Below are 26263 nucleotides of genomic sequence, written 5' to 3'. Positions count from 1 at the left end.
AACACTAATCACTTAATAGACTTAACACAAAAAATAGTATCTAATTATAGGTACAACATGGTGGTTTTACGATTACACCAGCATAAGAACGAGCACATCGAGGTATGAATGAATAACACGGAACAATCTACCGCCTGTCATTACGACATAACCGATGCATGTAAAAATCTTCTAAAAATAGAGCGGCTTCATACTCAAGATGATATTCGTCAACGGTTAATTAAGCTTGGCTATCATCATATTAATCAATCTACAGTATCGAGAATGTTATCGCGTTTAAATGTAATCAAAGTGACAGATGCTTATGGTAAAAAAATATACCGATTACCATGTGAAGATAAATCGCGACATACCGATGTGTCTGTATCAACTAAGATTGAATTTATCACACATAACCAGTCCGTTGTCGTCATAAAAACGCCTCCCGGTTGTGCTCAACTCATAGCTCGGTTACTTGACCTGAACCCACACCCAGAAATATTAGGGGCGGTGGCCGGTAACGATATGGTCATGGTTGCGCCTAAAAGCATCAATCAAATCGAAGACTGTGAGCACGTTGTTAGGCTCCTCCTTGGGCAACCAAATACTGAATCAATAAACTAATTATCTTTATTTATTGATTCATGTGATTAATCTAATAGCTCTTTCTAAAAATAATATTTAGACTAATAATTTAGCTGAACGGATTTACGCTATGTTTAATCTATTGACTTCGACTCTGGCTTCACAAACACGCTTATGGGCAGGTACCAAAGCGGCAAAAACCACGATTAATGAGCAAGATCCGTTAATCATGTATGACAACGAAGCCGACCCACTTTGTCGCTTAGTACGTGAAGCAATTTCCGAATTGAATCTGGATGTGCTTATTATTCCTTGCCCAAAAGGCGGAGAGCGTCATAAGCAACAACTGCGAGAAATGTATAGCACAGATAAAATTCCGTTCCTGATCGATAAAAACACTCAGAAAATCTTAAATTCTGCCTCTGAGATCATCGATTATTTATACAAGCATTACGCCAATACCAGTGCTCCGATCCGGTTACGCGCGAATATCTTTAATTATGCCTCTTCCACTAGTGCATCATTGATCCGTTGGAATGCGGGTAAAACCAAAAAGCCAGCATTAGAGCCAACCGACCCACTGGTATTATACAGTTTTGAAAGTAGCCCTTATTCACGCCCTGTTCGTGAGACTTTATGTGAATTAGAACTGCCGTATTTATTGGTGAATTTAGGTAAACAGCAATTTGGCGAACTCGGTCCAGCAACAAGACGCTTAAGTCCAGGTGAATATAGCCCATTACCAGAAACTAAACGCAGTGCATTTTTGGCTGAGCACGGCACAGTACAAGTGCCATTCTTAAAAGATCCTAATACCGATGTGGATATGTTTGAGTCAAAAGCAATAGTGAAATATCTCATTACGACTTACGCAATCTAGGTTAATGTAGTCCAATTATTAGCATGTATAACAATTGATATACATGCTAACAACAGCTCAAACATAGATAACCCCCCCACTTTAAATCCAAGATTACACACGCCATTACCAATATTAAATGCCGTTTTAAAGCACATCTTCAAGTTAAGTGCAGACATGCTGATTTTCTGAATAGGTGAATAGGTGAATAGGTGAATAGGTGAATAGCCAGTCATCTATAAATTTCCACATACGGTGAAGGATAAGTACTATATTTCCCTGTTAATTGACTAATTTAAGGCTTTATCCCACCCCCCTGTCAAATAGTATCTCGCGTAAAAATATGATCCAGTTAGCAAATCATTTAAAAAAAACATACTACTTTATGTATACATACGCAGTTAACCTGCATAATATTTAGCAATTTAAATTATTAACCTAATAGTAACAAATTTGTACAATATCAAATTTAATAGAATCAATAATTTAAATAACAACGCCGTATTTACACTGCTATAAGTCAATAATAAAAATATTAGCACGCATAATAAAACACTTAAAAATCAACTAGATATAGGTTAATAAATAATTCACTTTGTGATTAAGTTCAAAGATTGTTCATCCCTATTACGTATACTCGAGCCAACAACATCGAACTATAATCATATCAAATAGGATAAATATCATATGAGTAACGTCATCATAAAAGCGTCACGAAACACTGAAAATGCACCCAAAAGTACTGTATCTACACAAACTGTCGCTTTTTCTCATTACAATAATATTTCAGCTCAATTACCTGTCGATCCTAAAACGGGTGACATTGTAGTGGGCAATATAAAAGATCAGGTAAAGCAGTGTTTAACAAATATTAAAGCAATTATAGAGAGTACCGATCATGTTATGGACGATGTGATTAAAATCACTGTTTTCCTTAAAAACATCTCAGATATGGATGCTGTAGACGAAGTTTATGCGACATTCTTCCAAAGCTACCTTCCTACACGGACGACAGTTGCAGTTGCGGCGTTACCGATGAATGATGCTTTAATACAAATTGAAGCGCTGATTTCAAACGGTGAAGGTACTGCTCCACAAGCTCCTTGCGCCCTTATAAAACTGGCAAGAAATACAGAAAATGCGCCAATAAGTACAACCTCGACACAAACTGTAGCTTTTTCTCATTACAACAATATTTCATCGCAATTACCTATCGATACAAAAACAGGTGAATTGGTAGCAGGTGGTGTAAAAGAGCAGGCTGCACAGTGTTTAAACAACATCAAAGCCATTTTAGAAAGTATCAATCATGATATGAGCGATATAGTTAAAACCACTATATTCCTTAAAAACATCGCAGATGTTGAAGTTGTAAACGACCTTTGTGCCACGTTTTTTCCAAACTATGTTCCTGCACGAACAGTAGTTAAAGCAGCAGCTTTACCTATGGATGCTTTAGTACAAATTGATACATCGGTATCACACGGAGATGGTACCCCGCCACAACTTCCTGAAGACACTCGCTTTCTAGTTATAGAAGCAAGCAACACAGAAAATGCACCAACAATGCCATGTGCACACACAGTCGCGTTTTCTCATTACAATCATATTGCAGGTCAATTACCTTTAGATCCAAAAACTAATGAAATGGTAATTGGTGGTGTGAAAGAACAGGCTACACAGTGTTTAAACAACATTAAATCAATTTTAGAAAGTGTTGACCATGTTATGGACGATGTAGTTAAAATTAATATCCAACTTAAAAATATCGCAGATATTGATGTTGTAGATGAAATTTACACAACATTCTTTAACAGCGATCTTCCTGCAAGAACCATCGTTGGCGTTTCAGCTATCCCTATGGATGCATTGGTGCAAATTGATGCCATTGTTTCTAATGCTGAAAGTACACCTCCACAAGCTTAACAGGTATTTAATTATTGCCTTGAGGTGAGAGTCTGGAAAGGATTCTAGATTCACCGTCTATCTCAAGATTAATATTTCCATCAAGCCTATCCAGTGAATATAAACTACTCTGCAGTTTGAAACCAAACCTCACTTTAAGCTTTTTCAATGTAAAGTATCTTTGTAATCAACCGAAAGTTTAAATAAAAAATACGTTAATCATGTATGGCAACGAAGTCGACCCAATGTGTCGCTTAGTACGTGAAGCTATTTCAGAATTGAATCTGGATGTACTTATTATTCCTTGCCCCAAAGGCGGCGATCGCCACATCCAACAGCTGCAAGAAATGTATAGCACAAATAAAATTCCGTTCCTGATCGACAAAAATACCCAGACCATCTTAAATTCAGCGTCAGAGATCATCGACTATTTATACAAACATTACGCCAATAGCAGTGCGCCGATCCGGTTACGGGCTAATATTTTTAATTATGCCTCTTCAACCAGTGCCTCACTGCTCCGCTGGAACGCCGGTAAAACCAAACAATCGGCATTAGAACCCACTGATCCATTGGTATTATATAGCTTTGAAAGTAGCCCTTACTCACGTCCGGTCCGTGAGACGTTATGTGAATTAGAGCTGCCGTATTTACTGATCAATTTAGGTAAACAACAATTTGGCGAACTCGGCCCGGCTATCCATCGCCTAAGTCCTGGTGAATACACGCCGTTACCAAAAACTAAACGCAGTGCATTTTTTGCCGAACACGGCACAGTACAAGTGCCATTATTGAAAGATCCAAACACCGATGTGGATATGTTTGAATCAAAAGCGATCGTGAAGTATTTGATTACAACGTATGCGCTTTAGATTACTAGATTAAACTAACATTAATAAGTCAGGTACAACGATTTACCTGACTATCACCAAGTAAATACCCTTCAATAAAATATGTCACAAACAATAATTCGTTAGATTTAAATTTTCGTATTTAGAACATTTCATGACTCGCTTTATAATCACAAATTACAATTTTTTGACACTACGTTAAGCTATCTTGTCGTGGCTAAAATAAAGATGATAATTGATTCTAATCGTGATCCCCATCATGTTTATTCTATTATATTTATGTACACAAGATGTTTTTTAGAGCCTCGCCACAGAAAATCAGGCCCTATTCGAGCATCATCCCTCGTCCTTTAGTCATAAATGAACACATTCGAGCATTACATTCATAATATTGTCCATAAATGAGTGTTTTTCCATTTAAAATGGTTCTTTAAAATCATTATTACTTTGAACATAGAGGTTATAAACATTTGGTATTTTCAAGCCCAAATAGCACATAGTATCTTTACCTAAGAAGCAAAGAGAGTTCAGTAATAAGCTCTTTGGACTATTGAAAATTCGTCAACGGCATAAAGACTTCGCTTTATTTAGTCCACAAATGAAAGGCTAAACATTGTGGCCTTTTATACATAAATTATATTCAGGAATTAACAAGTACTGCTCTTGCTGAACCTAATTATCTTCAGTTTGATCAGCCTAAAACAAAAAGGGATAACAAATGAAAAAACAGCTTATTACTGCCGTCATATTGGTCGGCATGGCAGGCTCTGTGTTCGCAGCTAATGATAAAATTGTAATTGCCCACCGTGGTGCCAGTGGTTATCTTCCGGAACATACGCTTGAAGCGTATTCTGCGGCATATTTTATGGGGGCAGACTACATTGAACAAGATGTGGTGATGACCAAAGATAACCAATTGGTTATCTTGCATGATCATACACTGGATCGTACCACAGATGTTATGGCTAAGTTCCCAAGTCGTTACCGTATGGTTGATGGCGATAAACGCTGGTTTGCCATTGATTTTACCTTAGCTGAAATTAAAACATTGCGTGTCACAGAAGGCTTTAAAATCCCTGATAATTCTGAAAAAAATCAGATTAAGGATCTGACTCAGGCTGGTTTCCCTCAGCGCTTCCCGCTGTGGAAATCAAATTTTGAGGTAGCCACATTTGCAGAAGCCATTGAGCTGATCCAAGGGCTGAACAAATCAACTCAGCGTAATGTTGGTATTTATCCTGAAATCAAAGCCCCTTGGCTACACCGCAGTGAAGGCAAAGACATTTCAAAAGCCGTATTGACGATGCTAAAAGCATATGGTTATGATTCAATTGATGATCAAGTGTATGTACAGTGTTTCGATCCTATTGAAAACAAGCGTATTGCGAACGTTCTTATGCCAGAGTTGAAAATTGACCTGAAAGTTATTCAGCTGATGGCAGAGACAAGCTGGAATGAAACCATGGTTCTGAATAAGCAGGGTAAATTTGAACCGTATAACTATGACTGGATGTTTAAGCCAGGGGCAATGGCCGAGGTTGCAAAGTATGCAGATGGTATCGGCCCTTGGAAGCCTATGCTGGTTGATGATAAATCAACTTATGACAATATTATTGTTAAGCCATTGATGAAAGAAGCTAAAATAGCCGGTTTAAAAGTGCACCCGTACACATTCCGTGCAGATAATGGTCGGACGCCTGCTTATGCAAAAGACTTTGATGATATGTTAGATGTATTCTATAACAAAGTCGGTGTTGACGGCGTGTTTACTGACTTTACAGATAAAGCAGTGAAATTTCTCAATAAGCAGTAATTTAAACTGTATTTACAAACGTAGCCAAGATTACCAAATGTAACTCTACACTGTAAATTAAATAAAAAAGCCCGGTAAACATCATCATGTTTACCGGGCTTAGCAACTTACACCATGACTATCACATCAGGTATTAGCCAACAATTTTCTGCATATCTGACATGTAACCACGTAATTTTTTACCGATAATTTCAACAGGGTGATTACGAATTTCGTCGTTAACTTCAATTAAACGCGCATTATCAACGCCGTTTGATTTAGCCGCGAATGCAGAGCCCATTAATTCAGCAGGTAGCGCATTTACGTAGTCACGCAGTTGCGGCGCAGCTTCATGCGTAAATAGGTAACAACCGTATTCAGCCGTATCAGAGATAACAACGTTCATTTCGTATAAACGCTTACGGGCAATAGTATTGGCGATTAACGGAGTTTCGTGCAGTGACTCATAGTATGCAGACTCATCAACAATACCTGATGCAACCATGCTTTCAAAAGCAAGTTCAACACCGGCTTTAATCATCGCAACGAATAAGGTGCCGTTGTCGAAGAACTCTTGCTCATCAATCACGATATCTGATTCAGGATAGTTTTCGAATGCAGTTTCGCCCGTCTCTTTACGCCATTTAAGCAAGTTAACGTCATCGTTTGACCAATCAGCCATCATCGTTGATGAGAAGTGACCCGTAATGATGTCATCCATGTGCTTTTCGAATAACGGGCGAAGTGTTGTTTTCATTTCTTCAGCCATATCGAATGCTTTAAGTTTTGCAGGGTTCGATAGACGATCCATCATGTTAGTGATGCCGCCATACTTAAGTGCTTCAGTGATGGTTTCCCAACCGAACTGAATTAGTTTACCTGCATATGCTGGTGATTTACCGTCAGCAACCATTTTGTCAAATGCAAGGATTGCACCGGTTTGTAACATACCACATAGTATAGTTTGCTCACCCATCAGGTCAGATTTAACTTCCGCAACAAACGAAGACTCAAGTACACCAGCGCGATCACCACCCGTGGCAGATGCGTATGCTTTCGCAATTGCAAGGCCATCGCCTTTTGGATCATTTTCTGGATGAACCGCGATCAGTGTTGGTACACCAAAACCACGTTTGTATTCTTCACGTACTTCCGAACCAGGACACTTAGGTGCAACCATTACCACGGTAATGTCATCACGCACTTGCATGCCTTCTTCTACGATATTGAAACCATGAGAATAAGACAGTGTTGAACCTTGCTTCATGAGTGGCATGATCGTTTCGACCACATTTGAATGCTGCTTATCTGGAGTAAGGTTAAGTACTAGGTCTGCTTGTGGGATCAAATTCTCATAAGTATCAACAGTGAAACCATTTTCTGATGCGTTTAGAAATGACTGACGTTTTTCTGAGATCGCCGCAGCACGTAATGCATAAGAAATGTTAAGGCCTGAGTCACGCATGTTTAGGCCTTGGTTTAGACCTTGTGCACCACAACCTACAATAACAATTGACCAGTCTTTAATGAAGTTACAACCATCAGCAAACTCACTGCGATCCATAAAACGACATTTACCAAGTTGCTCTAACTGCTGGCGTAAGTTTAAAGTGTTAAAATAGTTAGCCATGTTGCTCTCCATGAGAATTTTGTAATTTGAATGTGCGATCACTACTCCAGTGATGCTCTACCCATTCACTATATGCTAAGTTACACATTGCTGGAAATGATATATTTACAATACAGTGTTGCAATATGTGCAACGTAAACATTTATCCAGTACAATTTAGACTTAAGTCAGAATTTAAAACAGTAAAATAGCGATCTAATACCAAATGCTTCGAAGTAACACATAAAAAACAGCTTATTAGCCTACATTGGACTCGGTTAATATTTCACAACTATTAATAACAGCAGTAATAACCGTAACAACAACAGATAAACTATACCGTAAGGAAAATGGCCATATGGATATTCGTTCACTACAACTTTTTTTACATTTGGCCACGACATTACACTTTGGTAAAACCGCCGAAGCTATGCATGTCAGTACCTCGACACTCACTCGCACCATGCAGCGGTTAGAAGAAGCCGTAGGCAGCCAAATATTCGCCCGCGATAATCGTTCTGTTGCCCTCACCGAAAGTGGTAAACGCTTGCGCAGCTTCGCCCAACAAACCCTCGAAAATTGGACACAGCTTAAAGCAGACCTAAACAGCCACAGTGGCGAACTTGATGGTGAACTTACTATTTTCTGTTCAGTGACCGCCGCCTATAGTCATTTACCACCGATACTCGATAAATTCCGTTTACTACACCCTAATGTTGAACTAAAACTGATCACGGGTGATGCCGCGATGGGCATGCAACTCGTTGATGAAGAAAAAATTGATATTGCCATTGCTGCACATCCGGACAAAATATCCAATCGCTTAAAATTTGTCGAAATTGCCAAAGTACCCTTATCAATTATTACGCCGGTGATCTCTTGCCAAGTCCAGCAACAGATCATGCAGGAGTCGATTGATTGGAACTCGGTACCGTTTATTTTGCCTGAACATGGTCCTGCCCGTAAGCGCATTGATAAATGGTTTAAACAAATGAAAATTAAACCCAGTATTTATGCCACGGTGGCCGGACACGAAGCGATTGTCAGTATGGTGGCATTAGGATTAGGAGTTGGTATTGCGCCCGCTGTCGTGGTGGATAACAGTCCGGTTCGCGATCGGGTATTAACCTTTGAGAACAGCAATAAAATAGACCCTTTCGATCTGGGGTTATGCTGTCAGCGTAAACGCTTTGACGAACCGTCGATTGCGGCTTTTTTTACCATGATCAATCACTGATTCATTATTTGGCGCTAAATTAAATATGATTAAACTAAGTCAAATATGATTAAAACTAGCGCCCTAATTCCGTTATAATCGCTACACGACTTCCCCTCATCATGATCACTATGGAGTTTTAATGGAATTCAAAAAAATATGCCTGGCAATGCTTGCCACGTTAAGCTTAAGTCAACCCGCCGTTGCTAATGAAGTAGCCGCGCAATTTTCAACTGTCGGCCTTAATGCCCCAACTGGCCAACAAGTTGATGGTTTCCGTTTTTCGCTGTTTCACGGTCAAACCGAAACAGTAAAAGGTTTTGATATGGCGGTATTGGGTTTATCTGAAGTGGATAAACTCGACGGCATCAGTTTCAATTTATTACTCGGTGCCAGCAAGATAAATAATGAATTCTCTGGGGCATCATTAAGTTTACTCAATTGGCATTTAGGCCACGATACTGGTTTCAACATGGCATTAGTGAATAATACTACGCACGTAAAAGGCGTTAATTTAGCCATGGTTAATTTATCCAAAACGGTCGCAGGCGCCAACATCGGCTTGGTTAACTACAGTGAAAAACTATCATTGGTTGATTTTGGAGTGATGAATTACGCAAAAACAGCGAAATTTCAATTTGGACTGTTTAATGTCACCGAAAACTTACAAGGTTTACAGATCGGGTTATTAAATTATGCTGAAAATGGGGTGGTTAAAATATTACCCCTGATCAATTTTAAGCATTCATTTTAGATCGATTAATCGATAATTAAAATGCTAGACTAACATCAAGCAAAATTAACATCCCAGTTAAACTCACTCGCATAGGTGCCGTATGATCAAACCACAAAAGTTAGAAGAAATCGCCAAGCAAATACATGAATCATTACCATCTGGCGTTAAATCGTTAGGTGCAGAAGTAGAAAGAAAAATCCATCAAGTTTTACAGTCACAACTGAACAAACTTGATCTGGTTAACCGTGAAGAATTTGAAGTACAAACAAAAGTGCTATTACGTACCCGTGAAAAATTAGCGGCGTTAGAAGCACGTTTAACAGAACTAGAAAAATAATTCACTGACCTGATACTGTTAACCACGACAGCCGTTGGCGATGACAGTATCAGGCTCGTTTTTAGATGTGAGAGCCTTCTTCCCCACTTATCTATTTATCTATTTATCTATTTTAAGCAGTAACACATCAACCCAGTTGATCTCGTGCTTACGAACCCGTTCATTGGCGATATAATGCAATACTTGCCCTGCGTGAAGTTGGGTATCCATGCTTGGGTTTAATTTAAAACCAGATCCTTGTTCATTATCCGCAACCGCCATTAAAGTCATACTGTATTTTTCTCGCAGCGGCTGAAATACGTCACCCACGGTCATTGCCGGTACATTCTCTAATGTTAAGCAATATAACGTCGCTTCATCCAACGTTGAAAACAGTTGTTCATGTAAAATACTGGCACCTGGTGATTGCATGGTGCGCACTAATATTTCAGCATGACGTGAACTAGCACATTCGACATTAGGGCAATGTGCACGCAATAATTCAGCTTTGCTTTCGTCATGAAAATAAGCACTAATATGCGCCTGTTTTGAGGCATTTGAAGACGCACTTAATGCCATTGATAGCGTCATTTCATCATTCTCGCCATCAACAATAATCGAACTCGCTTGCGCCATGGCAATACGCGTTAACTCATCTTGATGGGTAAATGATTCCAGTTTAGCAAATTCGACATCCAGCATTTGTGGGAACGGATGACTCATATCACGCTCAACACACAAAATTATCTTGCGTTTATGACGCTTTTTATCAGCCAATATCAATTCTAAAATACGTTTAGTGCGCTGCGCACGCCAACCTAAAATTAAAATATGATCGCTATAAGTACTAAAATCTTTTTTTCCGTCCATACCTTTCCTTGCAATAGCAACAATGGCTTGCGTTGTTTTACCAATCGCCGCACCAAAAATTAACAACCCAAACGGGATCTGAACTAGCGCAACAACCAATTGCCCATTTGCCGTGCTTGGCGAAAGATCGCCAAAGCCAACCGTACTGATAACCACCACAGTATAATAAAAGAAGGTCAGCGGCTCGGTTAACGCAGTTTCATTGCTCAGCCATAATAATCCCCAAACAACGGCCAAGTAACTACAAAAGATCAAAAATAAATTAGTCCAACGTAGCTCTGCAGTGAGCTTACGTAAGGCTAAACTAATGAGTCGGGATATATACATATTAACCTAATGCTTATGATTGACTAACTGTTGACGAATAAGTTCAGCCGTTTGCAACGGTTGCTCTAACGGGAACAAATGTCCACCGTCCACTTCAACCAGTTTAATGTGTGGCTGCTTACGCAATAATCGAGCGACGGCTTCTGTCGATAACGTATCGGAGTCACGCCCTCTGATCACCACGGTATCTGTGGTTAAGTTTTTAATGCTCGACCAAACCCAAGGTACTGTCTGATAAATGGTGGCTTCCCACTCACGACTATAACTCAGTTTGAAACCATCATCGGTTTGGTACAAACCTTCGGTCATGTAATCTGCTAATACGCTGTCGGAAATGCCTTTAAAGCCACGCACTTTACGATGAAAATCGAAACCTTGCTGAATATTAACAAAGGTATCGGGACGTCTTAATGTTTTTGCCACTAACGGCAGTTTTTTACGTAAAAAATCGGGCAGATTACGCATAACCCAAATCAGGTGAGGAGCCAGGATCACCGGGTCGAGGAGAATAAGTTGTTTTACTTTGTCAGGTTCACGTATCGCACAAATGATACTAATCAAGCCGCCCATCGAATGACCGACTAAGGTAATGGGCTCTGGCTGCGCAGCAATAAAACGGCAAGCGTCATCAATCATTAATCGCCAATTATCAAAATTATCGGGGACCGGCAATGGCCAGAGTGGACGCTGATAAACTGCGCTGACTTTATACGTGTCAGTCAAGGGTTGTAGCATCTGTTGATACATAGCGGGCGGAAAACCATTGGCATGAAAAAACACCAAATGTTCACCGTCTCCACCAATATGTTTAGCGGGTAATCCTGCCGCGACAGCGCCCTGCGCTGATAATTGTGTTGCGATCCATTGCTTCATAATCTACCTATTTAATGCTTGTACGAGTTACAATATCAAACCGATATCATAACTCGATATTAACCTAAATTATTCAGGCACTAACCATTCCAGACGGAAGTTCGCGTGGTTATCTTGGCCTAGCTCTTTCGTTAACCAAGGTAATAACTCTTCCATTTGCGAGTATAGTTTCCACGGTGGATTAATCACCACCATCCCAGTTCCGGTCATGCCACGTTCTGCACTATCGCCTTTCACACAAAGTTCGATAACTAAAATTTTCTTAATACCGGTGCCCACAAAGTCACGCATAAGCCGATCAATCGTGCGACGTTCAATCACCGGATACCAAAGCGCATAAGTGCAGGTTGCAAAACGACGGTAAGTCTGTGCGATCTCTTGCACTACCTGACGGTATTCAGTTTTAATTTCGTAAGACGGGTCAAGCAGTACTAGACCACGTTTATTACGTCCCGGTAACAACGCTTTTAAGCCTTCATAAGCATCTTTCTTGTACACCCGCGATTGACGATCACCAGCAAACTCTTGCTCTAATAATTTGACATCTGCAGGGTGTAATTCCGTCATTTGCATACGGTCTTGTTCACGTAGCAGTAAACGCGCAACTAATGGTGAACCCGGATAATGTTTCAAGGTAGACGTGCTATTTAACTGTTTAATCACATTTAAATAAGGGATCAGTGGCGCAGGTACTTCACCTTGTTGCCAAATACGGGCGATACCATCAACGTATTCAGCTGTTTTTTCTGAATGGGCACTCGATAAGCTATAACGACCCGCTGCAGAATGGGTATCGTGATAAATAAACGGCGACTCCTTTTGTTTTAACGCTTCTAAGATCAGCACTTCAACAGCGTGTTTAAGTACATCTGCAAAGTTGCCAGCATGAAAACTGTGACGGTAGCTCAGCATAATATTTTCCAATATAAAAAGATAAATTAATACGCTAAAGAGTATCACTATTTGTTTAAAACTAGGTTATTTATTCTATATTTCAAGTCCGCAATAGTATGCTTTATTCATACTTTCGTTAATTTTTCAGTTGTTATAGTGATGACTAAAATCAGGCGTTGCGCTATTTGTTTATTAATATCAGCGTGTCGTCGCCTACCTTTTAATAAAAATCCATTATTAACCACCAATCCCCAGCACTATCTGAATTGGGATCGCGCCTTAACAGCAGCGTCCCCGAGAGTTTCTATCTCTATATAAGTAACATAGACTAACTTCAGCAAGGGCATATCAATAGTTTACCCGTCGATATCGAAGTCCGCATCAATCAAATTGCCGGTACACAGGGACAAGGGTTGGGCGCCATAATGACCCGGGTGATTTTTTATAGTGATGAAAATCGCGAGGTGCCACTGAGAATTGATTAATTCTCAGTGACAGATATAACGAATGTTAGTCAATAGCACTCGCTAAATAATGCAGACTAGTGAGCAAGAAAGAACTTATAGGCTGGGTTATCGGTTTCTTCTTTATACTGATAATCCAATTTAACCAGATAAGCTGAAAAGGCTTTCATCTCTCCGTCAGGTAATTCAAATCCTGTTAATACCCGACCATAAGCTGCGCCATGATTTCGGTAATGGAATAAGGTAATATTCCAATTCATACCTAGGGTTAATAAGAATTTTTGTAATGCCCCTGGATGCTCAGGAAATTCAAAACTAAACAAGCGTTCTTGCAACGCTTCCGCAGGACGACCGCCAACCATATAACGCACATGCTGTTTGGCCATTTCGTCTTCGGATAAATCAACCACTGGATACTCTGCATCTTGCAATTGCTTGATCACAGTAGCAAGTTCGGTGGTGCCTTGCGGAGTACGCAGACCCACAAAGATATTCGCCGCGGCACGATTAGAATAACGGTAGTTAAATTCCGTCACCGCACGGTTGCCTATTAACTCGCAAAATTTTAAGAATGCGCCAGGACGTTCAGGAATAGTGACCGCGAGTACCGCCTCCTTCTTCTCACCATATTCACTGCGCTCTGATACATAACGTAAGGAGTGGAAGTTAACATTGGCACCGCTTAAGATCGCAGTCATGTTTTGATCACGTAAACTATTCAATGCGGTATATTTCTTTAACCCTGCTAGCGCTAATGCGCCCGATGGTTCGGCGATGGCACGGGTATCTTCAAAAATATCTTTTAACGCCGCACAAATTTCATCACTGCTCACCGTAATCACATCATCTAAAAATTCATTACACAAACGGAAGGTTTCGACACCGATGCGTTTTACCGCCACGCCATCGGCAAAAATACCCACGCGATCAAGTGTCACCGGTTCACCGGCATCGAGCGCCGCACGTAAACAGGCAGAGTCTCGCGGCTCAACACCAATCACTTTAATCGACGGTTTTAATTGTTTGATATACACAGAAATACCAGCGGCAAGGCCACCACCGCCCACCGGCACAAAGATATAATCTAAATGGGCATTCTGCTCGAGTAATTCACGCGCGATAGTACCTTGACCCGCGATCACATCCGGATCATCAAACGGCGGGATCAGTGTCAAACCGTCTTCGATGGCGAGTTTTTTAGCGTGATGTGACGCTTCATCAAAACTGTCACCATACAGACAAACTTCCGCACCAAAGCCACGCACAGCGCTCACTTTAATTTCTGGCGTAATAACAGGCATGACAATAATCGCTTTAATGCCCAACTTCTTCGCAGACATAGCGACACCTTGGGCATGATTCCCCGCAGAGGCAGCAATGACACCGCGTAATTTTTGTTCTTCAGATAATTGCACCAACTTATTAAATGCACCGCGTAATTTAAACGAGTGCACGGGTTGGCGATCTTCACGTTTCAGTAAAATACTATTGCCCAAACGTTCAGATAATTTAGTTAATGGTTGTAACGGGGTGACCACAGCAGCTTCATAGACTGGTGATAATAAGATCTTACACAAATAATCATTTGCTGTAAGTAGCGATTGGGGTTGTTGGGGTTCGTTATCTGTCACTCGATCATCCATTGAATTATAACTGACAAGTTAACGGTTTGGCATGCCATCGTTAACGCTATGATTTAGTTATAGCAACAATCGAAACAGATAAAAAGGTTTAACTCAGGATAACTTTTAGCAGGAAATAAAAAAGGGAGCGTTAAGCTCCCTTTTGGATATTTATATTAATTGATTAAGCGGTTTTAGCTACTGCATTTGTTTCTTCAGATGCATGTGCTATTTCAAGGTTTAGTTCACCTTCACTCTTAGCAACAATCGTGTTTACTGCTGTATCACCGATTACGTTAGCAGAAGTACAGAACATATCGTTAATACGGTCAACCGCAGCGATAATTGCGAGTGCTTCAACAGGTAGACCAAGTTGTGTTAGTAACACACCGATCATCACGATACCGCCACCTGGTACACCACCTGCGCCAACTGATAGTAGTAGGATAGTTAGACCCATAGTGAACATATCAGTAACTTGTAGTGGAGTGCCGTATGCGTTGGCAGCAAATACTGTTGCAATTGAGATGTAGATAGATACACCAGACATGTTCATTGTCGCGCCTAGTGGAACACCAAAGCCAGCAACTGTTTTCGAAACACCAATCTTATCCGTAAGGGTACGCATCGTAACCGGGATAGTCGCGTTTGAGCTTGCTGTAGATAGTGAAAATAGGAACTGTTCACGAACTTGGCGACGGAATGTAGCTGGACGGATACCCGTTGTTGCCCATACTGCTAGTGGGTATACAATTAGGATCCATACTAGAAGTAATGAAACAACCAGACCCACATAACCCGCGACTGAAGCTAGGGTTGCGCCGTCTAATGTCGCACCTAATTGAATCATTAGGGCAAATACACCGATTGGCGCAAAGCTCATGATTAGGCTAACAAGTTTCATCATCACGTCATTGGCGATTTGGAATGCATTAACAACTGGGCCACCTTTAGTATCTAGCGCTTGAATTGCTAGACCAGTGATGATTGCCATGAAGATGATTTGTAACATGTCACCAGAAGCAAATGCTTGCACAGGGTTGCTTGGTACAATGTTTACAATCATTTGACCTATATCAGGTGTTTCTGTTGATGCCAGGTGAACTGCAGTTCCGCCTAGTTCAGCCAGGTTAGCGCCAACACCAGGTTGTACTATCATTGCCACAACGAGGGCAACAGTAATAGCAATCGCGGTATTCAGTAGGTAAAGGAAGAACGTTTTGCCACCTAGGCGACCAAAACTTTTGATGTCTTTCAGTTCACATACACCACAGACAATAGAGATGAATACTAGCGGCACAACCATTAATTTGATTAGTGATACAAACATAGTACCGACGGCTGTAGCAGTACCGACGAAATAAGTATCAAGGAACGATCCTGCACCAAAGCCGTACTGAACGATTGTACCCAGTAACAAGCCCACAAATAGGGATATAAATATTTTCGAACTTAGTGATTTATCCATAACAAACTCAGCCTTTCAATTATCATAGTAGTGTGTGTTTTTTACTTATATATTTTTTTTATATTTTTACAATTCTTTGCACTGCAAGATTTGATGGGTGGAGAGTATTACAACTCCATTAGCTATGGGAAGCAGTTCAATCATCTAGTGCCAGGAAAATTGAGGTCTGTCACATATCCAAGCATTTTTTACCCTTTTACGACTATGTAACATCTATACAATCATCAATAAAAGCCACTTTAAATTAAGAAACCGCAATTTTACTGGGTTAAAACCGCCAAAAACCCTTATATACTCAAAAGTAGGCAGTGTATCAACAATGGGGTAAATAGAAAAAACCAGCATTTATTAACAAAGGTAGTGATTTATAGCGTAAATTTAACCTAAGTTACCCTTGCGGACTAACAGAGCAAAAAACAGCAGAGTATTAATGAAGATAAAAAGTGAAGAAGGCACTCAGAAAGGCTCTGAGCACCCGAAATATAAACTAGGTAATTATTCTGCTACAGGAGTTTTTATTGGTTCTTCTGCCGTTACAGTGTCATTTTCAATAACATCCGCAGGCTTATTAGGCTCAACTTTTGTTGAATCACTATTTTTCGCTTCAACAAAAGTTGAATCGGGAGTCAGATTAATAGTTTCTGGTAACTCAATCGTATCTTCGACAATAATGTCAGTGACCACAGGTTTTGGTGCTGCACACAACGCATAATCCGTGTTGGCATTATTACGCCAGAATTTACGGTTGTGACGGATCATTGCGCGGATCTCAGCAATGTACGCCTCTTTTCTTTCCGAGTAATTAATTAATCCAGCGGCTAATGCACAAGCATTAATATCCGCACCCTGTAAACGCTGCTCACTGCGGATCTCACGTAACGGTAAATAACTTTGATTACGGTTAATGTTACGGAAATATGAACGCACCGAACCTTCTATCGAATCAAAGCTGGCCACTTCGTGCGCGGCACCTTCTTCACGTTGATTTGGAACTATGCCGCAGCCTTTGCTAAAGCACCATTGACCAAAGAAGTTATGTCCCAGTTTCGCAAAGCGTGATGTGCCCCAACCAGTCTCATTCGCTGACTGACTAAATACCAGCGCTTCTGGGATCACATCAACGTGTAACAACAACGCACTAATCAAGGCAAGATCATTATCAGCCGTGACTTTATACATGCTGGCCATATCTTGCAGCTGCGTTTGCTCTTGTGCTGTTAATGTTGTTTTAGCCTGCCATTGAGTTAGCAGTGCACGCTCTGCTAATACTTCAGCAGTAACAGTATCAAATGCGGGTTGTAGATAATTAAAGAATGCGGTTTTCTTGGCGGTGACATCATTGAACGCAGCAAAGTCTGGCACATCTGATTTTTCGACTTCAATAGCATCATCAGATTTAAGTACGGTATAGAGACCGAAAAGACCCAGTCCAATAAACAGGAGTAAAATTGTTATTTTCTTTTGCATATAAAAAAGCACCATTAATAAATAATGGTGCTAATTTAACACGTTAATTGCAATAAGCTAGATTATAGAATCATGCTCTTTGGTGCAACGAACGGTAAGTTATGTGCTTCAGCAACATCTTGAACAGTTACTTGACCAGCGATAACGTTTAGGCCGTTTAGTAGGTGCTCATCTTGTATTAATGCTTCTTTCCAACCTAGGTTAGCAAGCTTGATGATATACGGTAGTGTGGCATTGTTTAATGCAAACGTAGATGTTTTCGCAACAGCACCAGGCATGTTAGCAACACAGTAGTGTACAACATCATCAATGATGTAAGTTGGGTCTTGGTGTGTGGTCGCATGTGAAGTTTCGAAACAACCACCTTGGTCAATCGCAACGTCAACAACAGCAGCACCAGGCTTCATGCGAGAAATTAGGTCTTTAGTGACTAGTTTCGGCGCTGCTGCACCAGGAACTAATACCGCACCAATCACTAGATCAGCTTCTAATACATATTTTTCAATTGCATCGTGTGTCGAATAAACCACTTTCAAACGACCATCGAACTGGTTGTCTAGGTTAGCGAGTACAGAAAGGTTACGGTCTAACATAGTGACGCTAGCGCCCATACCAACAGCCATTTTCGCTGCATTCATACCAACAACACCGCCGCCGATAACAACAACGTTTGCAGGAGCAACACCCGGTACGCCACCCATAAGAAGACCACAACCACCTTGTGATTTTTCTAATGCTTGTGCGCCAGCTTGAATTGCCATACGGCCAGCAACAGCAGACATAGGCGCAAGTAGTGGTAAACCACCGTTTGCATCAGTTACTGTTTCATAAGCGATACAAATTGCATTACTCTTAATTAGGTCTTCTGTTTGCGCTAAATCAGGGGCAAGGTGTAAATAAGTGAATAATACTTGGCCATCACGTAACATTGCACGTTCAACAGGTTGTGGCTCTTTTACTTTAACAATCATGTCTGCAGTTGCGAAAATTTCTGCCGCAGTTGTTAATATTTTTGCGCCAACAGTTTCATAATCACTGTCGCTAAAACCAATACCAGCACCAGCAAAGGTTTCAACATAAACTGTATGGCCATGTGTAATAAGCTCTCGTGCACTTGCAGGAGTCATACCTACGCGATACTCATGGTTTTTAATTTCTTTAGGTACGCCGATAATCATATGCCGTTTACTCCAATTTCTGGTTTATTTAACTGGCTGAGAAAAGCTTCTCGATATATAGGTGCAGTATAGACGTAGATCAACAGAATTAATCACTAAAGATCGTTCTAATTTTAAGAAAAGTTTATATAAGATTTGTTAAATCGATGTTGAACAGAACATAATTTTTTCTGTGAGCAAGATCGCGCCCAAAAAAAGGGCTCAGTTGTAATCATAGTCGATTACAGCCGAGCCCTTGATATAGATCATGGCAAATTGTTAGATAATACTAACGAGGTAGGTTAGATCAGGTTTCTATCGCGTACCGCACCTTTATCTGCACTTGTCGCAAAGTAACCGTAAATACGTAATGCTTGTGTGACTTTTCGTTCGCGTTTCTCAACCGGTTTCCAGGCTAATTCCCCACGGCTTTCCATTTCAGTACGTCGCGCAGCGAGTACATCATCAGCAACCTCAAGATTCATCGAACGCTCTGGAATATTAATATCAATAATATCGCCATCTTCCACTAAACCGATCAAGCCGCCACTGGCAGCTTCTGGTGAAGCATGACCAATAGACAGACCCGAGGTACCACCCGAGAAACGACCATCAGTAATAAGCGCACACGCTTTACCCAGTCCCATCGATTTCAGATAACTGGTTGGGTACAACATTTCTTGCATACCCGGACCACCTTTCGGTCCTTCATAACGAATAACAACCACATCACCGGCTTTAATTTCGCTGGCTAAAATAGCACTTACCGCAGAATCTTGGCTTTCAAATACCCGTGCAGTACCACGGAACAATAAATTATCATCCGAGACACCCGCCGTTTTAACGACTGCGCCATCAATGGCAATGTTACCGGTTAATATCGCCAGACCACCTTCTTGACTGTAGGCATTTTCGATTGAACGGATACACCCGTTAACACGATCATCATCCAATGAATCCCAACGGCAATCTTGGCTAAAGGCTTTCGTGGTACGGATACCAGCCGGGCCTGCCGAATACATTTTCTTCACAGCGTCAGATTGGGTCGTGATAATATCAAATTTCGCTAACTGCTCAGCCATGGTCATGCCCATTACGGTCATATTGTCAGTATGCAATAAACCGGCACGGTTCAACTCACCCAAGATAGCCATCACCCCACCGGCGCGATGTACGTCTTCCATATGATAGAGCGGGGTTGACGGTGCTACTTTACATAACTGCGGTACTTTACGTGATAATGCATCCATATCCGCTAAGCTGTAATCAACTTCACCCTCAATGGCAGCGGCGATTAAATGCAATACTGTATTAGTTGAACCACCCATGGCGATATCTAGCGTCATAGCATTTTCAAAAGCGTCACGATTAGCAATATTACGCGGTAATACCGATTCATCATCTTGCTGATAATAACGTTTACACAGATCAACAATACGACGGCCGGCATTTAAGAACAATTCTTCACGATCAGCATGTGTTGCAACTAATGAACCATTACCCGGTTGCGATAACCCTAATGCTTCTGTTAAGCAGTTCATTGAGTTGGCAGTAAACATACCCGAACATGATCCACACGTTGGGCATGCACTACGCTCTACTTTTTCAACATCTTCATCCGACACATTTTTATCTGCGCCCATGACCATGGCATCGACTAAGTCTAGCTTAATGATCTGATCTGATAATTTAGTTTTACCGGCTTCCATCGGGCCACCGGAAATAAAGATAACCGGAATATTAAGACGCAATGCCGCCATTAACATACCCGGGGTGATCTTGTCGCAGTTAGAAATACAGACCAATGCATCCGCACAATGGGCATTAACCATGTATTCAACAGAATCAGCAATCAGATCTCGCGAAGGTAAGCTATAAAGCATGCCGTCGTGACCCATGGCGATACCATCATCAATGGCAATGGTATTAAATTCCTTAGCGATACCGCCAGCTTTCAAAATTTCGCCAGCGACCAATTGGCCCATGTCTTTTAAATGGACGTGGCCTGGCACAAACTGGGTAAATGAATTAGCAATCGCAATAATTGGTTTGCCGAAATCTTCTTCTCGGGTACCTGTTGCACGCCACAAGGCGCGAGCACCAGCCATATTACGGCCTTCGGTAGATGTTGCAGAACGCAGTTTAGGCATCGGTTCTCTCCATGAAACAAAATAAACAGTAAATAAAGGAGGCGGATCTGCGCCTCACCTTAATAATAAAAAATAATAATCTAACCAGACGATTAGCTTGGGTCTGCCACGTAATCCAACCAGCCCCATTTGTCTTCACTCTGACCTTTAATCAACGCAAAATAAGCCGTCTGTAATTGCTCTGTAATGGGACCACGTTTACCTGTGCCAATGTCAATACGATCAACTGAACGTACCGGGACAACTTCCGCCGCCGTACCGCACATAAACATTTCATCCGCTAAATACATGGCTTCGCGGGCAATCGACTCTTCACGCACTTCATAACCAAAGTCACGCGCCAGAACCATTAAGGTATTACGGGTTAAACCCGGTAAGATGCATGCCGTTGTCGGCGGCGTATAGATCACCCCATTTTTAACGAAGAATAAGTTCTCACCAGCACCTTCAGAAATTGTACCATTCACATCCAGGGCAATACCTTCATCGTAGCCATGACGTTTCGCTTCCGATGAGATCAGCTGTGACGATAAATAGTTACCACCGGCTTTGGCACCAGTAGGAATAGTATTCGGCGCTAAACGATTCCAAGAGGACACGCAAACATCAACCCCTTGCTCTAAGCTTTCATCTCCCAGATAAGCACCCCAGTTCATTGCGGCAACAAGCGCGTCGCATACGGTTGATTTAGGTGTTAAGCCAAGTCCAACATTACCAATATAAGCCAGTGGACGTAAATAAGCATTGGTAAGCCCATTGGCTAGTACCGCATCTTTACAGGCCTGTTCTATTTCTTGTTTTGAATAAGGGATGCTCCAGCCGTAAATTTTAGCGGAATCAAATAGGCGTTGAACATGTTCTTTCAAACGGAAAATAGCGGGACCTTTCGGCGTATCATATGCTCGAATACCTTCAAATACCGATGAGCCATAATGCAATGCATGCGTAAATATACTCACTTTAGCCTGAGATTCCGGTACCATCTTTCCATTAAACCAAACTTGCTGTTCAGTATTCGCCATAATCGCTTCTTCCCTTATGCTGTAATTTTGTATTATTTTAAATAACGCCAGTCCTTGCATCCTGCAATCCAATGCACACCAGCGTTTTCAATAAAGAGTTATATTGCAGTACTGTTATATAGTAGTAATGTGCTGAACACTTAATTTACGCACATCAAATAATTTATCTAACTGTTTATAGAGTAAATCAATGCTACGTTCACCAGATACTGTAACCGTAATCTTTATGCCATTGCAATCATTCATTTGTACCGAATTCATGTGACTAATGCGAAAGCCGCGATGACGAATAACACGTAATACCCGCTCTAAAATTTCCAGCGTATTGGTGGCTTCAATCACCACTTCATGTACTTGTTTAACACTCATCATATCGCTCCAACATCTCGCCGTTATTAACCCCAGGTGGCACTAATGGCCAGACATTTTCTTGTTCTGATATTTGTACATGCAAGAAGTACGCACCATCACTGGCCAGCATACGGTCCATCGCTGGTTGCACTTGCTCTTTAACCACCACCGTTTCACCGGGAATACCACATGCCGCTGCTAACGCCACAAAGTCAGGGTTATCATCGAGAATAGTCTGCGATAATCGACCATCAAAAAACAGGGTTTGCCATTGGCGCACCATACCGAGACGTTGATTATCGATTAATACAATCTTGATTGGTAATTTAGCCCGGTTAATCGTCGCTAACTCTTGGATGTTCATCATAATAGAACCATCACCCGTGACCACAACAGGCATCGCATCTGGACGCGCAAGCGCGGCACCAACTGCCGCCGGTAACCCAAAACCCATGGTGCCAAAACCGGCACTGGATAATAAGTTTTCCGGTTGGGTAAATGTCATGTGTTGTGCAGTCCACATCTGGTGCTGACCAACATCACACGCCACCAGATGATCTTCAGGTAAGCTGGCAGACAATTGTTTCAATAACAACGGTGCATAGATAGCAATGCCGGGATGATCATAACGAAAAGCGGTGTCGACTTTCATCTCCAACGTATGTAAACGCCAAGGTGCGATATCCAAGGTCATTTTTAACGCTGGTAGAATGAGTTTCAGATCTGTAGTAATAGCAACGTTAGCAACACGCAATTTATGGTGTTCACAGGCATCAATGTCGAGATGGATAACTTTGGCATGTGGGGCAAACTCATCAAGTTTACCGGTTACCCGATCATCAAAACGGGCACCGACCGCAATCAACAAATCACTTTCTTGTACTGCTAAGTTAGCCGCTTTCAGACCATGCATCCCTAACATACCCAAATAATAAGGGTGTTCAGGATCTGCACTGCCTATGCCTTTTAATGTGCAGACCATGGGAATATCTAAAGCCGCCGCTAATTCACGCAATTCAGGTACCGCATTCGCCATACCTACGCCACCACCAACGTATAATATCGGTTTTTTAGCCGCGTGTAATAATGCCCGAGCCGCAGCAACTTCGTCATCCACCAAGCCATCTAACGGCGGTAATTCCGGTAATTCTGATACCGTCTCACACGCCATTTCTGCCAGCTGAATATCTTTAGGAATATCAATTAATACTGGACCAGGACGGCCAGTGGTCGCAATTGTAAATGCTTCAGCAATAATACGGTCTAAATCATTTTGGTCTTCAACCAAAAAGCTGTGTTTGGTACACGATAACGTCATGCCAAGAATATCCACTTCTTGGAACGTATCCACACCTATCAAGGCGCTCGGCACTTGTCCAGTGAACGCAACAACAGGGATCGAATCAACCATTGCTTCTGCTAAACCTGTCACTAGGTTCGTTGCACCCGGACCTGACGTCGCAATACAGACACCGACTCGAGCGCCAGCACGTGCATAACCCAACGCAGCCATGATTGCGCCTTGCTCATGTCGCGCTAATAAATGCGCCACACCACCATCATATAACGCATCATACAATGGCATGATCGCGCCGCCAGGATAACCAAATACTTGGGTTACGCCCTGTTTACGTAAAGCATTTACAATAAACTCTGTTGCTTTCATTAATCTACATCCCTTTAAACATCATTCTTGTAAACCGTTAAACGCCAAACAAAAAAAAACCCCGGTTATCAACCGGGGTTTTCTTATTGCTGGATTAAGCTTATTTTCGCTTAGCAGTAAGTCCCCGGCTTGGTAATTTAATAATTACCACCAGAATGCTGACCACAATAATAAGACGCGAAGTAAACCCAAACATATAACTAATCCAACAACTCTATAAAATTTTTATGATTCATTATTAGCATGGCGAATTTATTTAAGCAAGCCTTTAACCACGTTTAAAATAACTCAAACCACCAAATAAATGCACAGTGGCAATTCAAAATATTAAAAAATAAACAAATTCCAGTTTAAAAGTGCGCACATGACAAACATCACAAAATAGACTGTGGCAAATAGGCCTTGCTTAAGGTTTTAAAATAATCCACCTAATTTAGTAGCCCCTGTCATTAATTACACTAGGGTTTAAGCTTGAGTAGCAACTTAGCAAGGGTAATGAATGAATTTAGCCGTGATCTACAGCCGCGCCATTTTAGGTATTAATGCACCGTTAATTACCATCGAAGTGCACATTAGCGAAGGACTACCTGGTTTTACCATTGTTGGATTACCAGAAACATCAGTAAAAGAAGCCAAGGATCGGGTCCGCAGCGCGTTAATGAATTCTAATTTTGTAATGCCAGCCAAACGCATCACCGTCAACTTGGGACCGGCTGACTTACCCAAAGAAGGCAGTCGTTATGATTTACCGATTGCGATCGCAATTTTAATCGCGTCACAGCAGATCAGTACTAACCGCCATCAGCAATTAGAATTTATTGGTGAATTATCTTTATCCGGTAAGCTGCAAGCATGCCGAGGTACCATTCCCAGTCTCATTGCCGGTAAAAAGGCCGGGCGCAGCAGTATCATTCCGATTGACAACGGCCATGAAGCGGCACTTATCGACAACGCCAATTGTTTTACTGCGGCAGATTTACAACAAGTATGTCAGCATATTAATGCCGAGCACACATTACCCATCGCCAAGCGGATACGTTCACTGACAACATCAGAGAGTAACCAGCATGACATGCAAGATATTATCGGCCAGCAAAGTGCTAAACGTGCGTTAGAGATCTGTGCAGCCGGTAATCATAATTTATTGCTGTTTGGTCCTCCGGGAACCGGTAAAACCATGTTAGCCAGTCGCTTAACCAGTATTCAGCCCGACATGACTGAGCAAGAAGCCTTAGAATGCGCGGCGATTAAATCCATTAGCGGCGGCGAGTTTGTTGCCCAAGATTGGCGTCGGCGGCCTTTTCGCACTCCCCATCACACATCATCAGCCGTTGCATTAGTCGGTGGAGGCCGTAATCCGCGTCCCGGTGAAATAACCCTCGCGCATAATGGGGTATTATTTTTGGATGAACTACCGGAATACCAACGTAAAGCGCTCGATTCTTTACGTGAACCCTTAGAAGCAGGACATATTAGTATTTCTCGAGCCAATCAACAGGTCGACTTTCCGGCTAGATTTCAACTCATTGGCGCACTAAATCCATCACCATCAGGCTATTACGACAATAATAAATGGGGCGGTAACAACAGCCAAGTAGCAAAATATTTAAGTAAATTGTCGGGGCCTTTCTTGGATCGCTTTGATCTCACAATTGAAGTTCCCGCACTACCCAAAGGCAGCTTAACCGAGCCCGGTCAGCGTGGTGAAAACAGCGAACAGATTAAACAAAGAGTGAGTGCGGCGCAACTCACTCAGCGTCAACGTTGTGATAAATTAAATGATGCGCTTTCCAGTAAAGAAATTGCGCAATATTGTCCACTCCAGCAGCAAGATGCGGTTTTCCTAGAACTTGCCATTGATAAAATGGGCCTATCAACACGAGCATTTCATAAGATAATCAAGGTGGCACGTACCATAGCAGATTTAAACAATTGTATAGATATCAATAAATCCCATTTACTTGAAGCACTCTCTTATCGTGCAATGGATCGGTTATTACAACAAATTAATGTTTAATAATTGCAATTTTTGTTTGGCATAACGTGATGATAGTTTTATCATTTCAGCTCTTCATCACACCAAG

21 protein-coding genes are annotated in these 26263 nt (G+C 41.5%); 9 read left to right on the top strand and 12 right to left on the bottom strand.

What is annotated here, in order from left to right:
• Positions 1 to 108 precede the first annotated feature (108 nt).
• From HRT96_RS16655 to glpQ, 5 genes are all read left to right on the top strand, one after another.
• The gene (locus HRT96_RS16655) at positions 109 to 603 is read left to right on the top strand and encodes an ArgR family transcriptional regulator (RefSeq protein WP_293159010.1); all 495 of its coding nucleotides are present in this window, start codon (positions 109 to 111) and stop codon (positions 601 to 603) included.
• A 91-nt stretch (positions 604 to 694) separates the two neighbouring features.
• A complete protein-coding gene (locus HRT96_RS16650; RefSeq protein WP_293159008.1) occupies positions 695 to 1444 on the top strand; it encodes a glutathione S-transferase N-terminal domain-containing protein in 750 nt (249 codons plus the stop codon).
• A gap of 666 nt (positions 1445 to 2110) precedes the next feature.
• Positions 2111 to 3349, top strand: coding sequence for a Rid family hydrolase (locus tag HRT96_RS16645; RefSeq protein ID WP_293159006.1), 1239 nt, complete (start codon positions 2111 to 2113; stop codon positions 3347 to 3349).
• Positions 3350 to 3549: 200 nt separating this feature from the next.
• Positions 3550 to 4200 (top strand): glutathione S-transferase N-terminal domain-containing protein, encoded by a 651-nt coding sequence (locus HRT96_RS16640; protein WP_293159005.1) that lies wholly within the window; start codon positions 3550 to 3552, stop codon positions 4198 to 4200.
• Positions 4201 to 4897: 697 nt separating this feature from the next.
• Positions 4898 to 5992, top strand: coding sequence for a glycerophosphodiester phosphodiesterase (gene glpQ, locus HRT96_RS16635; protein WP_293159003.1), 1095 nt, complete (start codon positions 4898 to 4900; stop codon positions 5990 to 5992).
• Positions 5993 to 6125: 133 nt separating this feature from the next.
• Here the strand turns inward: glpQ and ilvC are convergent, their stop codons facing one another.
• On the bottom strand, positions 6126 to 7601 hold the full coding sequence (gene ilvC / locus HRT96_RS16630; protein WP_293159001.1) for a ketol-acid reductoisomerase: 1476 nt from the start codon (positions 7599 to 7601) through the stop codon (positions 6126 to 6128).
• A 337-nt stretch (positions 7602 to 7938) separates the two neighbouring features.
• Between ilvC and ilvY the strand changes: the two genes are divergently transcribed.
• From ilvY to HRT96_RS16615, 3 genes are all read left to right on the top strand, one after another.
• On the top strand, positions 7939 to 8817 hold the full coding sequence (gene ilvY, locus HRT96_RS16625; protein WP_293158999.1) for an HTH-type transcriptional activator IlvY: 879 nt from the start codon (positions 7939 to 7941) through the stop codon (positions 8815 to 8817).
• Positions 8818 to 8938: 121 nt separating this feature from the next.
• Positions 8939 to 9550 carry a hypothetical protein gene (locus HRT96_RS16620; protein WP_293158997.1) on the top strand — a complete coding sequence of 204 codons (612 nt, stop codon included), beginning with the start codon at positions 8939 to 8941 and terminating at the stop codon, positions 9548 to 9550.
• Between the two features lie 82 nt (positions 9551 to 9632).
• The gene (locus HRT96_RS16615; RefSeq protein ID WP_006032694.1) at positions 9633 to 9869 is read left to right on the top strand and encodes an accessory factor UbiK family protein; all 237 of its coding nucleotides are present in this window, start codon (positions 9633 to 9635) and stop codon (positions 9867 to 9869) included.
• A gap of 99 nt (positions 9870 to 9968) precedes the next feature.
• On the opposite strand, the gene HRT96_RS16610 is transcribed toward HRT96_RS16615, so the two are convergent.
• From HRT96_RS16610 to ilvG, 11 genes are all read right to left on the bottom strand, one after another.
• Positions 9969 to 11045 (bottom strand): ion channel, encoded by a 1077-nt coding sequence (locus tag HRT96_RS16610; RefSeq protein WP_293158995.1) that lies wholly within the window; start codon positions 11043 to 11045, stop codon positions 9969 to 9971.
• A 6-nt stretch (positions 11046 to 11051) separates the two neighbouring features.
• A complete protein-coding gene (locus tag HRT96_RS16605; RefSeq protein ID WP_293158993.1) occupies positions 11052 to 11918 on the bottom strand; it encodes an alpha/beta hydrolase in 867 nt (288 codons plus the stop codon).
• Between the two features lie 69 nt (positions 11919 to 11987).
• Entirely contained in the window at positions 11988 to 12830 is an 843-nt protein-coding gene (locus HRT96_RS16600; protein ID WP_293158991.1) for a 23S rRNA (adenine(2030)-N(6))-methyltransferase RlmJ, read from the bottom strand.
• Positions 12831 to 13353: 523 nt separating this feature from the next.
• Positions 13354 to 14919 (bottom strand): threonine ammonia-lyase, biosynthetic, encoded by a 1566-nt coding sequence (gene ilvA, locus HRT96_RS16595; RefSeq protein WP_293158989.1) that lies wholly within the window; start codon positions 14917 to 14919, stop codon positions 13354 to 13356.
• Between the two features lie 163 nt (positions 14920 to 15082).
• Complete coding sequence (locus tag HRT96_RS16590) at positions 15083 to 16366, bottom strand: dicarboxylate/amino acid:cation symporter (protein WP_293158987.1); 1284 nt, start codon at positions 16364 to 16366, stop codon at positions 15083 to 15085.
• A gap of 495 nt (positions 16367 to 16861) precedes the next feature.
• Positions 16862 to 17833 carry a glucosaminidase domain-containing protein gene (locus HRT96_RS16585; RefSeq protein ID WP_293158985.1) on the bottom strand — a complete coding sequence of 324 codons (972 nt, stop codon included), beginning with the start codon at positions 17831 to 17833 and terminating at the stop codon, positions 16862 to 16864.
• A gap of 62 nt (positions 17834 to 17895) precedes the next feature.
• The gene (gene ald, locus HRT96_RS16580; protein WP_293158983.1) at positions 17896 to 19011 is read right to left on the bottom strand and encodes an alanine dehydrogenase; all 1116 of its coding nucleotides are present in this window, start codon (positions 19009 to 19011) and stop codon (positions 17896 to 17898) included.
• A 281-nt stretch (positions 19012 to 19292) separates the two neighbouring features.
• Positions 19293 to 21140 carry a dihydroxy-acid dehydratase gene (gene ilvD / locus HRT96_RS16575; protein WP_293158981.1) on the bottom strand — a complete coding sequence of 616 codons (1848 nt, stop codon included), beginning with the start codon at positions 21138 to 21140 and terminating at the stop codon, positions 19293 to 19295.
• 92 nt (positions 21141 to 21232) lie between these two features.
• Entirely contained in the window at positions 21233 to 22162 is a 930-nt protein-coding gene (locus HRT96_RS16570; RefSeq protein ID WP_293158979.1) for a branched-chain amino acid transaminase, read from the bottom strand.
• Positions 22163 to 22276: 114 nt separating this feature from the next.
• Complete coding sequence (ilvM, locus tag HRT96_RS16565; protein ID WP_293159078.1) at positions 22277 to 22531, bottom strand: acetolactate synthase 2 small subunit; 255 nt, start codon at positions 22529 to 22531, stop codon at positions 22277 to 22279.
• Complete coding sequence (gene ilvG, locus HRT96_RS16560) at positions 22521 to 24179, bottom strand: acetolactate synthase 2 catalytic subunit (RefSeq protein WP_293158977.1); 1659 nt, start codon at positions 24177 to 24179, stop codon at positions 22521 to 22523. Before ilvG ends, ilvM begins: the two co-directional genes overlap by 11 nt.
• Before the next feature lie 499 nt (positions 24180 to 24678).
• On the opposite strand from ilvG, the gene HRT96_RS16555 reads away from it, so the two are divergent.
• Positions 24679 to 26196: a YifB family Mg chelatase-like AAA ATPase gene (locus HRT96_RS16555; protein WP_293158975.1), complete on the top strand. Its 1518-nt coding sequence runs from the start codon at positions 24679 to 24681 to the stop codon at positions 26194 to 26196.
• Positions 26197 to 26263 lie beyond the last annotated feature (67 nt).

This window comes from Moritella sp., assembly GCF_013215705.1.
In the GTDB taxonomy this organism is placed as follows: Bacteria; Pseudomonadota; Gammaproteobacteria; order Enterobacterales; family Moritellaceae; genus Moritella.
Note: the sequence above shows the minus strand (reverse complement) of the source record. Positions and strands in the feature narration are given on the sequence as shown.